This is a genomic window from Insulibacter thermoxylanivorax (assembly GCF_015472005.1).
GTDB lineage: Bacteria > Bacillota > Bacilli > Paenibacillales > DA-C8 > Insulibacter > Insulibacter thermoxylanivorax.
Map to the genome: position 1 here is coordinate 118402 of NZ_BMAQ01000006.1, position 14177 is coordinate 132578.

Consider the following 14177-nt stretch of genomic DNA (forward strand, 5'->3'; position numbering starts at 1 on the left):
AATCATTCGCTGAACAATTGATGCTTGCTGTTAGCCAGTACACCTTTAAGCCGGAGAAGCGCTTTGGAATGCAATTGCGAAATCCGTGATGGAGAAAGGGACATCACCTCGGCTATTTCACTTAGAGACAATTCTTCAAAATAGAATAGAGAGACAACGGTGCGTTCTTTCTCAGTCAGACGATCGATGGCTTGACTGAGCATCTCATGCAGATACTGCCTGTGTAACGCTGATTCGGGATTCGGTGCTTTGTCGTCAATTACCGTCGCGATCCTCGTCTCACTATCTTCCTCCTTGATCGGGTCTTCAAGAGAGAAAACGGTCGTCACCGACACGTCGTGCAACATCTGCTGAAACTCCTTCAGCGTAATCCCAAGGTACTCACAGACTTCTTCATCCGTCACAGATCGCAGATACTGCTGTTCCAATACACCATAGGCTTCCTCGATTCGTTTGGCCTTCTCGCGGACCGAGCGGGGCACCCAGTCGCCCTGCCGCAGCGCATCTTGAATGGCACCGCGAATCCGCCATGAGGCATAAGTCTCAAACTGCAGCCCCCGATCGAGGTCGAATTTATCAATTGCATCTATTAGTCCCATTATACCATAACTGATTAAGTCATCTTTAGAAATGCTGCTAGGCAAGCCTATGGACATCCTAGAAGAGACGTATTCCACTAAGGGAAGGTAGGACTCGATCAGTTGGTTCTTCGCTTCCAGCGAACCGTGTTCCTTCCACTCTTTCCATAGATCTAGATTGGCAAGCTTAGACGATTTTTTAACATTCATAAATCATCTTCCTTAGTCTTCTGTCAGTCGTCTTACCACTTGTGCAGCAGTCTCCGGATCGATCGCCGGCCGCTCCCGTTCTTCCTCTTTCAGCGTAATACGAGGGGGCTGAAAGGCTTGGAAGAAAACAGCCGGATCAGCTTGTTGTCCAGGTTGTTTAGCTTGCTTCTTGCGTTCAGGCTGATCAGATTCACCCGCTTTAACCGAGGCCGGATCAGGCAGTTCGATGTCCTCATCCGGCGTCTCGATATCGATATGCCGGCCGATCTCTGCTGCATCAGCTTCATCGTCCGGTCCGCTAACCTGAACATCCATCATAACCAAAGCCAGCAACCACCTGAAGAGGAAAGTCATGACGAATAGAATGCCGAAACTAATGACTCCCCGAATGGTTGCTGTCAGCAGCAAATTATCATTCATCAGGGCTAAGGCAAAGGATAACAACCCTGCCCCGGCACCGATTACGATATTCCATATAATCGAGCCGATCATAACAGCTTTACTCCATTCTGCACACTTCTAATCCTTAATACTCCGTTAGAACTGTCGATCTCAATCGAACGTCCGTAATTGCCCCCCGTATCCTCCGCGATTAAGGGAATCCTATACTTTTGCAACATTTCTTTGCAGCTCTCAACATTGCGCGGACCGATTCTCATCGTATCATGATTAAGCACGAACATCTGTGCTCCGCCGGCCATCTTCGCCTGCAAGCTAGAAACCTTGGCGCCCAGTTTGGTCATGCGTTCGATCAGCGCAGGGATTGCTGTATCAGCATACTTCGCCTCATTGATCGTCTGTTCCCGGGCGATATCGGATGAAGGGAGCATGATATGAGCCATGCCTGCGATTCGCTGTATCGGATCATAGAGGATAAGACCGACGCAAGAGCCAAGCCCAGAGGTCTTCAACAGTCCAGGTGACTTGATCGCATTCAGATCCGCCATCCCGACCTTGATGATGGGGGCGCTGGAAAGCGTCATGCCTACTGCACTCCCAGGACTTGGAAGATCTTGCTTACAGAGTCCGGGTCCGGGATTAAGAAAAAGTGCCCTTCCACTTCTTCGCTGCCATCCATAAACATCGTGTCAATAAACAAAGCTTGTTCCCCCATCTGGCCATACTCGATCATCCCGTAGCTCATAATCGCTCCAGCCATATCGATCGCTAGAGCCGGAACCGTCGGTTGCATATTAATCTTGATAAAATCTGACAAAGAGGATAGATAGGATCCGGCTAATATATTACCAACCTCGGACAATGCGCTTAATTCCAGATCCGAGTATCCATCCGCAGTCACTTCGAGGCCGATCATGCCCTTGAGCAATTTCTTAGCAGAATCATGGGTGAGCACGAAGAACAGATTGCCCGGGGCATCCCCTAAGACTCGGAAATAGACGGCGACGACCACCTGTTCCTCCCCGCCGAGGCTGTCCGTGATCTGATCAAAAGGGACCAGCTTGGCGTTGGGAACGTTCATGTCCACCTGCTTGTCGAGCATCTTAGACAACGCTGTTGCAGCGTGACCGGCGCCGATATTCCCGATCTCCTTCAGCACATCCATCTGAAATTCTGCAAATTGAAATTGATTCACATTAGTCTTCCCCTAACTGTTCCAGTTGAATGATCTCATCTTTGTTCAATACTTCTTGGAGATTCAACAGCACCAGGAGACGATCATTTTCCAGCTTGGCGATTCCACGCAGATATTTCGCCCGAATGCCGCCGACAATCTCAGGAGGTTCTTCGATATGATCTTCATTCACATCGACGACGTCATTCGCCGAATCGACGATCAGACCAACCTCGATTGACTGCTGATTCACGACAATAATCCGCGTGTTGTCCGTGTATGGGGCCGCCTCTAAACCGAAGCGCTCCCTTAAGTCGATAATGGGCACAACAACACCGCGCAGATTGATCACGCCTTTGACGAAATCCGGAGTCTTAGGCACGCGGGTGATCGGCTGCATCCGCTCGATGGTGCGCACCTTATCGACTTCTACCCCGTATTCTTCCGGACCCAAGGAAAACACGACGACTTTTAAATCTTCATTCATGTGTTATGTACCTCCCCTTATCTGATCAAAGCATTCGTATCCAGAATCAATGCGACTTGACCGTCCCCGAGAATCGTTGCTCCCGAGACAGCGAAGACCTGGTTCAGGTATCCTCCCAGGGTTTTCAGAACGATCTCCTGCTGTCCGATAAATTCATCGGTGATGAGTGCAACCAGTTTGTCCCCTTTGTGAACGATGACGACGTTCAGCTCTTGGCTCTGCTGCTTCTCTTCGTGACCAGGAACTTCAAGCACAGAAGCGAGATCGATCAGCGGAATGACATTATCGCGGAATTGAATCATCCGCATGCCGTGGACATAGCGAATATCTTCGTCGTTGACAAGTGCCGTCTCAACTACCGAACTGATCGGGATCGCATATTTCTCCTCGCCAAGGCGGATCAACATCGCCGTGATAATCGACAGCGTCAGCGGCAGTTGAACGGTGAACTTCGTCCCCACTCCTAATGTCGAATCAACGGTGACATCCCCGCCCAGAGAAGTGATCTTCGTCTTAACGACGTCAAGACCGACACCGCGTCCCGAGATATCCGAGATGACTTCTGCCGTGCTGAAGCCGGAAGCGAACAGCAGTTGATATACCTCGCGGTCGCTGAGCCGCTCGGCATCTTCACTCTTCACCACACCGTTCTGGATCGCTTTGCTGAGCACCTTCTCGCGATCGATGCCGCGCCCGTCGTCTTCAATCTCAATGAATACATGGTTGCCGCTCTGATAGGCCCGCAGGTGAACGGTACCCGTCTCCGGCTTGCCCGCCTTGATCCGATCCTCCGGCCCCTCCAGCCCATGGTCCACAGCATTGCGCAGCAAGTGTACGAGCGGATCACCGATCTCATCGACAACGGTGCGGTCGAGCTCGGTTTCGGAACCGGTGATGATCAGATCGACCTTCTTGTTCAATGTCTTCGCCAGGTCGCGGATCATCCGCGGGAAGCGGTTGAATACTGTTTCGACCGGCATCATGCGAAGCTTAAGCACGATGCTCTGCAGATCGCTGCTCACCCTGGCCATGTGCTCCACGGTCTCAGTCAGCTCATGCCTGCCGATCTCCGAAGCCAGCTGTTCCAGCCGGACCCGATCGATCAGCAGCTCGCTGAAGAGATTCATGAGCGTATCCAAGCGTTCGATATCGACGCGGATCGTACGACCTGCCACCTGCTGATTCGACGCGCCGCCTGCACTTGTTTGGCCTTTGGCCTGCTTCTTGCTGTCTTGCTTAGGCTTCTCTGCAGCAGGTTCAGGCTGCGGCTTTGCATCCTGCAGACTTCTGTCTTGCAGTTCTTTCAGTTTCTGTTCGTCGATCGTCTCGATCACGGCATCTTCAATCTCTGAGACGTCCATGATCAGTTTTTTCACTTCTTGTGCATGTAATTTGGTTATGTAATAGACGATGAATTCATGGTCGAATTTCTCCTGTTCGATCTCCTGAACCGATGGAATCGAGCGCGCGATTTCACCGCTTCGTTCGAGCGCATCGAAGACCATATAAGCCCTGGCTGCTTTCAGGACGCAATCCTGTCTGATCTTGACGCGGACTTCATACACCTGAAAACCGGAGGATAGGGATTGTTTAATGATCGACAACTGATATTGGTCGAACGCTTCGGCTAGTACTTTCGCTTCACTGCTCGTCGATGAGACCTGCCCGGTTTCCGCTGCTTGGGATGGGCTGTAGCTGCCATTCAGAATCGCCTGCAAGTGATTCACGATCTCGCTGACATCCGCTTGCCCGTCTCCGCCGGCGATGATATCGTTCACCATTGCCTCAAGGGCATCGAAACTCTTGAACAACACATCGAAGATATAGTCGTCCATGCTGAGCTTCTCATGGCGCACGAGATCCAACACATTCTCCATCTCATGGGTAAGATTCGCCAGATCCTCGAATCCCATCGTCGCAGACATCCCTTTCAGGGTATGCGCGGAACGGAAAATGTTCTGCACAATGCTGAGATCCGACGGGCTTTGCTCAAGCTGTAACAGGTTCTCATTCATCGCTTGCAGGTGTTCTTTCGATTCGTCGATAAACATCGCTAAGTATTGGTTGGACTCCATGTCCTCACACCTCCTGGTAAGCTTCAAATGCCTAGAGTCTCATCGCACGAGCTCCATCAGTTTGGGCGGGATATCGTCAAGCGGCAGGATGTAACGCACCGCTTGCAGCTCGATGGCGACCTTAGGCATACCAAACACAACACATGTTTCTTCTGACTCCGCGATCGTCGACCTCACCCCTGAATCGTACAAGCGTTTCATCGCATGGGCACCGTCCCCTCCCATCCCCGTCAGGATAACAAGATGACGTTCAAGTTCGCTGTACTCAGCCAGTGAATCAAAGAGCACATCTACCGAAGGCCGATGGCCGTTGCGCAGCGCATCTTGATGCAAGTGAATGACATATTGGTTGGAACGGCGGCGATGCAGCACCATATGCCAATCCCCGGGAGCGATGTAAGCTGTGCCTACTTCCACCTTCATCTCGTGCTCAGCCTCGACAACCCGGATCTGCGACATCGCATCCAGCCGCTGTGCCAGTGACCTGGTGAAGTTCGGGGGCATGTGCTGTACGATGAGGATCGGCGCCGGAAAATTCCGCGGCAGCGTCGGCAGGATTCGCTGCAGCGCCTTTGGTCCTCCCGTCGATGTTCCGATTGCTACCAGATGCCGGAACATCTTCGCCGGTTTCCCCATAGTGTCAGGCGGCGCTTCAGGTCCGACGGAACGGCCGGAACGGTTCACGGGAACTTCGCTTCGCTTCGGCAAGATCCTGGCGTTCAATGCCGCGTGCAGTTTCTCCAACAGAACTTCTTTGATTTTATACAGATCAACGGATATCGTACCCGATGGTTTCTTGACGAAATCGATGGCACCTTTCTCAAGCGCCTCGAAGGTGAGCATGTCTCCCTCGTCGGTGTGGCTGCTTAAGATGACGACCGGTGTGGGGCACTTCGCCATGATCTCTTGCAGCGCCTGAATCCCGTCCATCACGGGCATCTCCACATCCATCGTGATCACATCCGGCTTGAGCCGCAAGGTCATATCCACAGCTTCTCTGCCGTTCTTAGCTGCGCCAATCACTGTAAAATCAGGATCGCTTGCGATTAAATCTGCAATCAACTTGCGCATGAACGCCGAATCATCCACTACGAGCACTTGATGTTGTCGAACCATCGCCGTTCACTCCCTGGAGTCTATAGTATCTAATGCTGTGTCTTAATTTTGAAGCAATCTGATCATGCGTGACAAGAATGACCTGACGCCTCTTCCGGAATCGGCGGTTTGTTCCCGTGCCGACAAGAATTGGTCGACTAATTCCGATACCGCCTTGGAAGCGGCGCTGTGGGGATAAGCGATGGTGAAAGGAACTTGACGTTTCACAGCTTTGGACACATGTATATCATCCAGCACATAACCGAGTGCAGGGATGTCCAGATCGAGAAATTGTTTGGCGACCATCGAGATCTTGTCCGCCGTTAACTTCCCTTCGCGTCGTTCTGACACGCGATTGATGATGAGACGAAACTCTACATCATAATTCATGTTGGAAACCATCTTAATGATGGCATAGGCGTCTGTAATCGCCGTAGGCTCCGGCGTCGTGATGACAAAGGTTTCATCGGAGGCGATGATGAATCTCAGGGTTTCCTTGCTTAAACCTGCACCTGTATCGAAGAAGATATAATCCACATGACCATTCAGCTTATTCACTTCGTTCACGAAATGTTCCAAATCCTGTTCGCTCAACCGGAGCAGCTCCTGGAACCCTGAACCGCCCGCTATGTAGAGCAGATCATAATAGCGATGAATGATCTCCCAGATCGTCTTCTGGCGTTTCAAGAGATGATAGAGATTATAGCGCGGGGTCTCCCCCATCAGAACATCGAGATTGGCCAGCCCGATATCGGCGTCGAAGATGAGCACCTTATACCCGCGTCGCTGCAAGGTCAAGGCGAAATTCAGCGTGAAGTTGGACTTGCCGACGCCCCCCTTGCCGCTGGTCACGGTGATGATGCGGGTGGTATGGTTGCCTTCAGCCGGCTGACGAGTTTGGAACAGTTCGCGCAAACCTTGTGCCTGATCAACCATTCGCATCTTCTCCTAACAGGTGTTCCACGACGGCTTCTGGATTAAGAAGCGAGATATCGTCAGGTACATTTTGTCCGTTTGTGATATATGAGACTGGCAGCGAATACTCATACAGGACATTCAAGATTGAGCCGTAGCTGGACGTCTCGTCCATCTTCGTCCACAGCACTTTGTCCAATTTGAAATGCTGGAAGTTATCGATAATCGCTTTGATATCGTTGTACTTGGAAACCAGGCTGACCACGAGATAGGTTTCGCTTTGACCGTGCTGGCTGATCAGTCCATTAAGCTCATCAACACTTGCTTGATCACGGTAATTGCGCCCTGCAGTATCCATGAAGATGAGATCGCAGTCATTCAGCTTCTGCAGCGCCTCTTCTAATTCCTCCGAAGTGAAGACCACCTCTACCGGGACATTTAAGATCGAGGCATAGGTTTTGAGCTGGTCGATGGCAGCGATGCGATAGGTGTCAGAAGTGATAAAGCCGATCCGCTTGTTATGTTTCAACACTTGCTCTGCTGCCAGCTTGGCGATGGTCGTCGTTTTGCCTACTCCGGTCGGGCCGATGAATTGGACGATCCGGCTGTTGTCCGAGATCCCCGCAGGCGGGCTGAACAATTGCAGCAGATATTCCTTATATAAGGCACGTGCCTGCTGGGCATCGATCGGCTGTGAACCGACAGCAGCCTTGACCCGTTCTTTCAGTTCGGCGGTGATCGCCGGCAGCACCCCTTGTTCTAGCAGTCGTTGATCCAGACCATCTAAGCTGTCGTAAGCGCCTTCCTTTCCTGCCTCATTGGCTGATGCCCCGTCAGTAAGCTTAGCAACCAAGGCTTTCATCTCCTTGATCTCTTGCAGCAATTCCTCGGTATCTACGGATGGAGACTTCGCCGGGCTTGTTCTGGCCGCGGCTTCCTCAATTGTCTGTCTCGCTGCTTGCTTGAAGCGCTCAACGGCATCAACGGTCTGCTTCTCCTCAATTGCGGACCGCTCCTTATGTTCAACAGGAGGAACGGCAGTCATAGGTGCCGCTTCTGCTCTCATCGCTGATGGCTTCTTCGCCTGCAGATGGCTGCTTGTATGTGCAGGGGCTGCGGCGGCTGTGCCCGGCAGGCGGGCATCTAACCCGGGAGCATGATCGGCATCCTTGGTTTCAGCGACAGCTGTCATCGCCTGGTTGACCGAGCGATATGCCCTGGCTGCTGCCCGGCTCCCTACATGCGGGCGGTTAGGTTCCCGTTCAGAGGAAGCTCCTTGAATTGCAGCAGCGGCTGCCGCTGAAACCGATTGCGGCGCCGCCTTTCTGACCGGGGTACCGCCGTCTCGTGCAGCACCGCCGTCCACGGCAGCGATCACCTCGATCTTCTTCTTGCCGAACAGCCCCAGAAAACCGCCGGTTTTCAGCTGTTTGGTATTCAGGATCACCGCGTCCTGTCCCAGTTCACGGCGAATCATTGTCAGCGCATCAGGCAATGAATCGACGACATAACGCTTTACCCTCATAGGTTAACAACCCCTACACTTTGAATTTCGACGCTGGGCTCCAGTTCATTGTAAGAGAGAACGGGAACATCGGGCATCGTTCGATCCACGATCTGTCTTACATACATTCGGATGTTAGGGGAAGCGAGGATGATCGGCTGGTTGCCTGCTTCCACGATTCGCTGTACCTGTTCGGTCAAACGCTGATAGACCTGTTGAGTCGTCATCGGGTCGAGGGCCAGATAAGTGCCCTGCTCGGTCTGTTGAACAGCTTCGGCGATTCGCTTCTCCAGCACAGGTCCAATCGTAATGACCCTAAGCGTATTATCCTCAGGTGCATATTGCTGCGTGATCTGCCGCGCCAGGGCCTGTCTCACATATTCCGTGAGAATATCGGGATCCTTGGTATAGATCGCATAGTCAGCCAGCGTCTCGAAGATCGTGACGAGGTCGCGAATCGAGATCTTCTCCTTCAGCAAGCGGATCAGCACCTTCTGTACATCGCCTATGCTCAACAGATTGGGAATGAGCTCGTCCACAAGGGCCGGATAAGAATTCTTGAGATGATCGACGAGCGCCTTCGTCTCTTGGCGGCCGAGCAGTTCATGGGCATGCTTCTTGATCATCTCCGTCAGATGCGTGGCTACCACGGAAGGCGGATCAACGACGGTGTAGCCTGCCAGCTCTGCTTTCTCCTTCATCGCCTCATCCACCCACAGGGCAGGAAGGCCGAAGGCCGGTTCCATCGTCTCGATGCCAACAATCGACTCATCATCGTACCCTGGACTCATGGCGAGATAGTGATTAAGTAATAATTCACCACGAGCGATCGTATTTCCTTTAATTTTAATGACATATTCGTTCGGTTTTAGTTGAATATTGTCGCGAATTCGGATCACGGGGACCATGATGCCAAGTTCAAGGGCCAACTGTCGCCGGATCATGATGATGCGGTCCAGAAGATCCCCGCCCTGCTGCGCATCTGCGAGCGGGATCAAACCGTATCCGAATTCGAATTCGATCGGATCCACGGTCAAGAGACTCACCACGCTCTCCGGACTGCGCACCTCATCGATCTGCTCTTCTTCCACCTGCTGTTCTTCTTCGACGACTTTAAGCTGCAAGCTCTTATTCATCCGATAGCCTGCGTAGGTAAGCGCCCCGGCCAGCGGCCAGGTAACGAGAACACCGATCGGCGTAAAGCCCAGCACGGCTAAAGTGCCGGCAACGATGTACATCAGCTTCGGATAAGCGAAGAGCTGGTTCATGATATCAGCGGACATGTTCTCCTCGGAAGCGGAACGGGTGACGATCATCCCCGCTGCCGTTGAGATGAGAAGCGCCGGAATCTGACTGACCAGACCGTCGCCGATCGTCAGGATGAAGTAGGTTTCCGCTGCATCCCCGAAGCTCATGCCCTTCATCGCGACACCGATGATGAGACCGCCGATGACGTTCACGAGCATCGTTATGATGCTGGCGATAGCATCCCCTTTGACGAACTTACTGGCACCGTCCATCGCTCCGTAGAAGTCCGCTTCGCGCTCAATCTTCTGCCGCCGTTCTTTGGCCTGTTGCTCATTGATCAGTCCGGCATTAAGGTCTGCATCGATGCTCATCTGTTTACCAGGCATAGCGTCCAGCGTGAATCTTGCACCGACTTCAGCTACACGCTCCATGCCCTTCGTGATGACGATGAAGTTAACCACGACCAATATGAGAAACACGACAAAACCGACGGCCAAATTGCCTTGAGCGACGAACAATCCAAAGGTCTCAATCACCCGTCCGGCATCGGCTTGGGCTAAGATCAGCCTTGTCGAAGAAACGTTGAGGGCAAGCCGGAACAATGTAGTCACCAGCAGCAATGACGGGAAGATCGAGAACTGCAGCGGCTCCTGTGTATTCATACCGACCAGCAGAATCAGCGCAGCTACAGCAATATTAATGACCAGCAGGATGTCCAGCAGCCAGGTCGGCAATGGTATGACGAACATCAAAACGATGCCGATGACTCCGATTAGTATGGTTAAGTCGCGAAATTTCACCCTCGTCGTAACCCCTTCCTGAATGCCCTATCACACTTCTAAGCTAGCGAATTCCCTTAACCTTGTAGACATAAGCAAGCACTTCAGCTACAGCTTGGAACAGATCCGGCGGGATGCTCTGTCCGATCTCCACTTGATCGTACAATGCCCTTGCCAGCGGCGGGTTTTCCATCGTGATAACGCCATGTTCTTCAGCGATCTCACGGATCTTGAGTGCGATGTAATCCACGCCCTTGGCGATCACTTTAGGTTCTTCCATCACTGTAGCGTCATACTGCAAAGCAACCGCATAGTGCGTAGGGTTCGTGATGATCACATCGGCTTTGGGCACTTCTTGCATCATCCTTGCCATCGCCATGCGGCGTTGTTTCTCGCGAATTCTGCTTTTGATCAGCGGATCGCCTTCGAGTCTCTTATATTCATCTTTAACCTCTTGTTTGGACATGCGCAGCTGCTTGTTGTGCTCATAGCGCTGGTACATATAATCGAGTATGGCCAGGATAACCAGCACCGCGCCGATCTTCACGCCGAGGAGCGTCGTCAGCCGGCCTGCATAACGCAAGAGATCCTCAAGAGGAACAGAAGACAATGCAAGGAGTTTCTCCTTCTCGCCCCAGAGCGTCGTCCAAACAACGGCCGCCACGATGATGAATTTCAAGCTGGCCTTTAGCAGTTCCACCAGCGCGCGGAGCGAGAAGATGCGCTTCGCCCCCTGAATCGGATCGAGTTTGCTCAGCTTCATCTTGAGCGGCTCCCCAGTCATGAGGAAACCGACCTGCACATAGTTGCCTGCAATGCCGATGATGAGTGCAATGAGCAGGATTGGAGCGACAAACAGCATCCCCTGGACGATCAGCTCGCGGAACATCGCCAGCGTATTCGTTACCGTGATGTCCCACAGCATGTACTCATTGAAGGTCACGGTGAACAGTGAGTACAGCTTGTCCTCGATCAAACCGCCTAATGCATAAAGAGCTAAGAAAGTGAAGAATAAAATCAGCGCTCCCGGCAAGTCAGAACTCTTAGCGACTTGCCCTTTTTTGCGGGCGTCTTGTTTTTTGCGGGGAGTGGGCTTCTCCGTCTTCTCCTGCGCGAACAACTGCAGGTCGAGTTTCAGACTATACTTATCCACAGACGATTCCCTCCCCGGCTCGAAGCTGTATGATCATCCCTGGAGCGTCACCAACATCTCATTAAGCGCTGCGAAGAGATGGCTGAACAACTGTTGGAACAGGAACAGAAATCCTGGAATCATCACCAAGTAGACGATGTAGCCGACTAAGATCTTCAGCGGCAAGCCGATCACGAATACGTTAAACTGCGGCGCCGTACGCGCCAGCATTCCCAAAGCCACATCAACCAGGAACAGCGCTGTGATCAGCGGTGCGGATAACTGGAATGCCAGCACAAACATCGTGCTCAGCGTGCGCAAGAGGAAGGTCGACACACTGCCTTCGTAGATCCTGGTGAAGAATTCATTGTCCAGGGGCACCCAATCATAGCTGTTCATGATGCCCATTAACAGATAATGGTGGCCGTCGATGGCCAAAAAGGTAAGAACCGCCAAAAAAAACTTAAGGTTGCCCAAGATTGGGCTTTGCGCCCCTGTCATCGGGTCAACGACGTTCGCGATCCCAAATCCCATCTGCATATCGACGAAGGAACCTGCGATCTGTGTAACGGTAAAGATTAAATAGGCAACAAAACCCAGCAATATGCCGATCAACACTTCGCGGATCACCGTCATTATGTATATCCCATCCATCGGGACAGGCTCGACATTCATCGACAGTACGGTAAATAAGCTGACAAAAAAGGCGATGCCCACCTTAAATTGCGCAGGTACACCGCGCATGGAGAAGATCGGCACGGTAACGAAGAATGCTGTGACCCGGCTGAGCACGAGCAGAAAAGCAGGCAGCACTTGCATCAGTAGTTCTATCACGACAGCCTCATCCTATAAAACGATACAAATTATTAAACAACCCGTAAGCAAAATCGTAGAGCACGGTGATGATCCATTCTCCGAATACCAGCACAGCTAAGAATACTGCGAAGATCTTCGGAATAAATGCAAGGGTCTGCTCCTGAATCTGCGTCGTCGCCTGAAAGATACTCACAATCAATCCCACGATCAAAGCCACCAATAAGAGCGGTCCGCTGACCTTCAAGATGGTTGTGATCGCTTCCCCTGCCAGGCCTATGATAAAGTCAGCACTCATCATCATTCCCCCTGTCTGTTACGCAGACTAGACATTGAAGCTCAGAAGCAGGGACCTCACCACCAGATGCCAGCCGTCTACCAGCACGAACAGCAAGATCTTAAACGGCAAGGAGATCATGACCGGAGGCAGCATCATCATCCCCATCCCCATTAAGACACTAGAGACAATCATGTCGATGATCAAAAAGGGGATAAAGATCATAAATCCCATCTGAAAAGCCGTCTTTAGCTCGCTTATGGCAAATGCGGGAATGAGTGCTGTTAAGGGCACCTCATCCACATTCGTCGGTTTCTCCGCTTGTGAGAATTCCAGGAAGAGCAGCAAGTCCTTCTCCCGAGTCTGGTTCAGCATGAATTGTTTGATCGGCCTGGCTGCGTTATCCAGTGCTTCTGCTTGTGTAATCTCGCCTTGCAGGTATGGCTGCAAAGCAACTTGATTGACTTGTCCCAAGGTGGGTGCCATCACGAACAGGGTCAAGAACAGGGCCAGTCCGATGATCACCTGATTAGGCGGCATCTGCTGTGTAGCTAAGGCTGTTCTGACGAATCCAAGGACGATGACGATGCGCGTAAAGCATGTCATCAAGATCAAGATCGCAGGCGCCAGACTTAATACGGTAATCAGCAAGATGAGGTTTACCGTATTCCATACATTGTCTGGTTCGCTTGTATCTCCCAGGTCGATTCCGGGAATCATATCAACAGCGTACGCGTGACTCGGCAATGTGACAGCAATGGTAATAATAAGCATGAACCATATGGAAATCTTACGTCTAATCATCGTTCCGACCGCTCTTTCTCATCCTGTTGAATATCTGACATGATCTTGTCGATCTGACGGCTCTGCCCGGACACACGCTCCAGTCTATCCTGGAAGATCTGTTGAAAAGTCTGCTGATTGGGCAGATCGGACGCTATGTCGCTGCTGCGGCGGCGGTTGATGAAGCGCTGCAAGCGTTCAAAGGCAGGTATGAAAGAGCTTGTATCTTGAATGTCGAATTGTTCGATAATCAGAGATGCAAGCTCTTGATCGGTAATCTTATCGATTAATCGAACGTCATCACCAACACCTAGAACATATACGATACCGCCGATTTCGATGACCTGCACGGACTTGTTGGGAGCTAACTGGATACCGCTCAGCACGCGGATGGAGCGGCCGCCAAACCAGGTTTGATTTTTCTTGGCGAGAAACCTCACCAGCATGTAGATCAAACCGATGATTACAATCAATATTAGAATCACTTTCAGCCAGCTCAACCAAAGGGAAACAGAATCCGTGCCTCTGCCGATGACCAGTTCCCCTTCATCGTCTGCTTCGGATAGAGCATAAGCAGTGATATGCATCGAACCCAAAGTGAGCACACCGATCACCAGTGAAAGCATCATCCTTCTCAGCCGTCTAAGTATGGGTGTTGCATGATCCGGCGAATGCTTGATCGCCTTGAATGGCTTAAACAGCTCCATG

General features: G+C 51.8%; 15 protein-coding genes. All 15 read right to left on the reverse strand.

The annotated features are described in order from the left end of the window. Positions 1–2: 2 nt before the first annotated feature. Genes PRECH8_RS04925 through PRECH8_RS04995 form a run of 15 tightly spaced genes read right to left on the reverse strand, consistent with a single transcriptional unit; the run spans position 3 to position 14176 of the window. On the reverse strand, positions 3–788 hold the full coding sequence (locus PRECH8_RS04925; RefSeq protein ID WP_200965980.1) for a FliA/WhiG family RNA polymerase sigma factor: 786 nt from the start codon (positions 786–788) through the stop codon (positions 3–5). Between the two features lie 12 nt (positions 789–800). After that, the gene (locus tag PRECH8_RS04930; protein WP_200965981.1) at positions 801–1280 is read right to left on the reverse strand and encodes a hypothetical protein; all 480 of its coding nucleotides are present in this window, start codon (positions 1278–1280) and stop codon (positions 801–803) included. Beyond that, a complete protein-coding gene (locus tag PRECH8_RS04935; protein WP_200965982.1) occupies positions 1277–1771 on the reverse strand; it encodes a chemotaxis protein CheD in 495 nt (164 codons plus the stop codon). The genes PRECH8_RS04930 and PRECH8_RS04935 overlap by 4 nt, the downstream gene beginning before the upstream one ends. 2 nt (positions 1772–1773) lie before the next feature. Beyond that, on the reverse strand, positions 1774–2352 hold the full coding sequence (locus tag PRECH8_RS04940) for a chemotaxis protein CheC (protein WP_371871178.1): 579 nt from the start codon (positions 2350–2352) through the stop codon (positions 1774–1776). A 31-nt stretch (positions 2353–2383) separates the two neighbouring features. Then, on the reverse strand, positions 2384–2848 hold the full coding sequence (locus PRECH8_RS04945) for a chemotaxis protein CheW (protein ID WP_200965984.1): 465 nt from the start codon (positions 2846–2848) through the stop codon (positions 2384–2386). Positions 2849–2865: 17 nt separating this feature from the next. Further along, positions 2866–4923, reverse strand: coding sequence for a chemotaxis protein CheA (locus tag PRECH8_RS04950; RefSeq protein ID WP_200965985.1), 2058 nt, complete (start codon positions 4921–4923; stop codon positions 2866–2868). Positions 4924–4962: 39 nt separating this feature from the next. Then, the gene (locus PRECH8_RS04955) at positions 4963–6039 is read right to left on the reverse strand and encodes a protein-glutamate methylesterase/protein-glutamine glutaminase (RefSeq protein WP_200965986.1); all 1077 of its coding nucleotides are present in this window, start codon (positions 6037–6039) and stop codon (positions 4963–4965) included. Between the two features lie 42 nt (positions 6040–6081). Continuing rightward, positions 6082–6954 carry a MinD/ParA family protein gene (locus tag PRECH8_RS04960; RefSeq protein WP_200965987.1) on the reverse strand — a complete coding sequence of 291 codons (873 nt, stop codon included), beginning with the start codon at positions 6952–6954 and terminating at the stop codon, positions 6082–6084. Then, positions 6947–8458, reverse strand: coding sequence for a flagellar biosynthesis GTPase FlhF (flhF, locus tag PRECH8_RS04965; RefSeq protein WP_200965988.1), 1512 nt, complete (start codon positions 8456–8458; stop codon positions 6947–6949). Before flhF ends, PRECH8_RS04960 begins: the two co-directional genes overlap by 8 nt. After that, positions 8455–10485 carry a flagellar biosynthesis protein FlhA gene (flhA, locus tag PRECH8_RS04970; RefSeq protein WP_200965989.1) on the reverse strand — a complete coding sequence of 677 codons (2031 nt, stop codon included), beginning with the start codon at positions 10483–10485 and terminating at the stop codon, positions 8455–8457. Before flhA ends, flhF begins: the two co-directional genes overlap by 4 nt. Before the next feature lie 43 nt (positions 10486–10528). Next, positions 10529–11617 carry a flagellar biosynthesis protein FlhB gene (gene flhB / locus PRECH8_RS04975; protein WP_200965990.1) on the reverse strand — a complete coding sequence of 363 codons (1089 nt, stop codon included), beginning with the start codon at positions 11615–11617 and terminating at the stop codon, positions 10529–10531. A 33-nt stretch (positions 11618–11650) separates the two neighbouring features. Further along, positions 11651–12427: a flagellar biosynthetic protein FliR gene (gene fliR / locus PRECH8_RS04980; protein ID WP_200966085.1), complete on the reverse strand. Its 777-nt coding sequence runs from the start codon at positions 12425–12427 to the stop codon at positions 11651–11653. Between the two features lie 10 nt (positions 12428–12437). After that, a complete protein-coding gene (fliQ, locus tag PRECH8_RS04985) occupies positions 12438–12707 on the reverse strand; it encodes a flagellar biosynthesis protein FliQ (RefSeq protein ID WP_200965991.1) in 270 nt (89 codons plus the stop codon). A 27-nt stretch (positions 12708–12734) separates the two neighbouring features. Further along, complete coding sequence (gene fliP, locus PRECH8_RS04990) at positions 12735–13490, reverse strand: flagellar type III secretion system pore protein FliP (RefSeq protein WP_200965992.1); 756 nt, start codon at positions 13488–13490, stop codon at positions 12735–12737. Then, the gene (locus PRECH8_RS04995; RefSeq protein WP_200965993.1) at positions 13487–14176 is read right to left on the reverse strand and encodes a FliO/MopB family protein; all 690 of its coding nucleotides are present in this window, start codon (positions 14174–14176) and stop codon (positions 13487–13489) included. The genes fliP and PRECH8_RS04995 overlap by 4 nt, the downstream gene beginning before the upstream one ends. Position 14177: the final 1 nt, after the last annotated feature.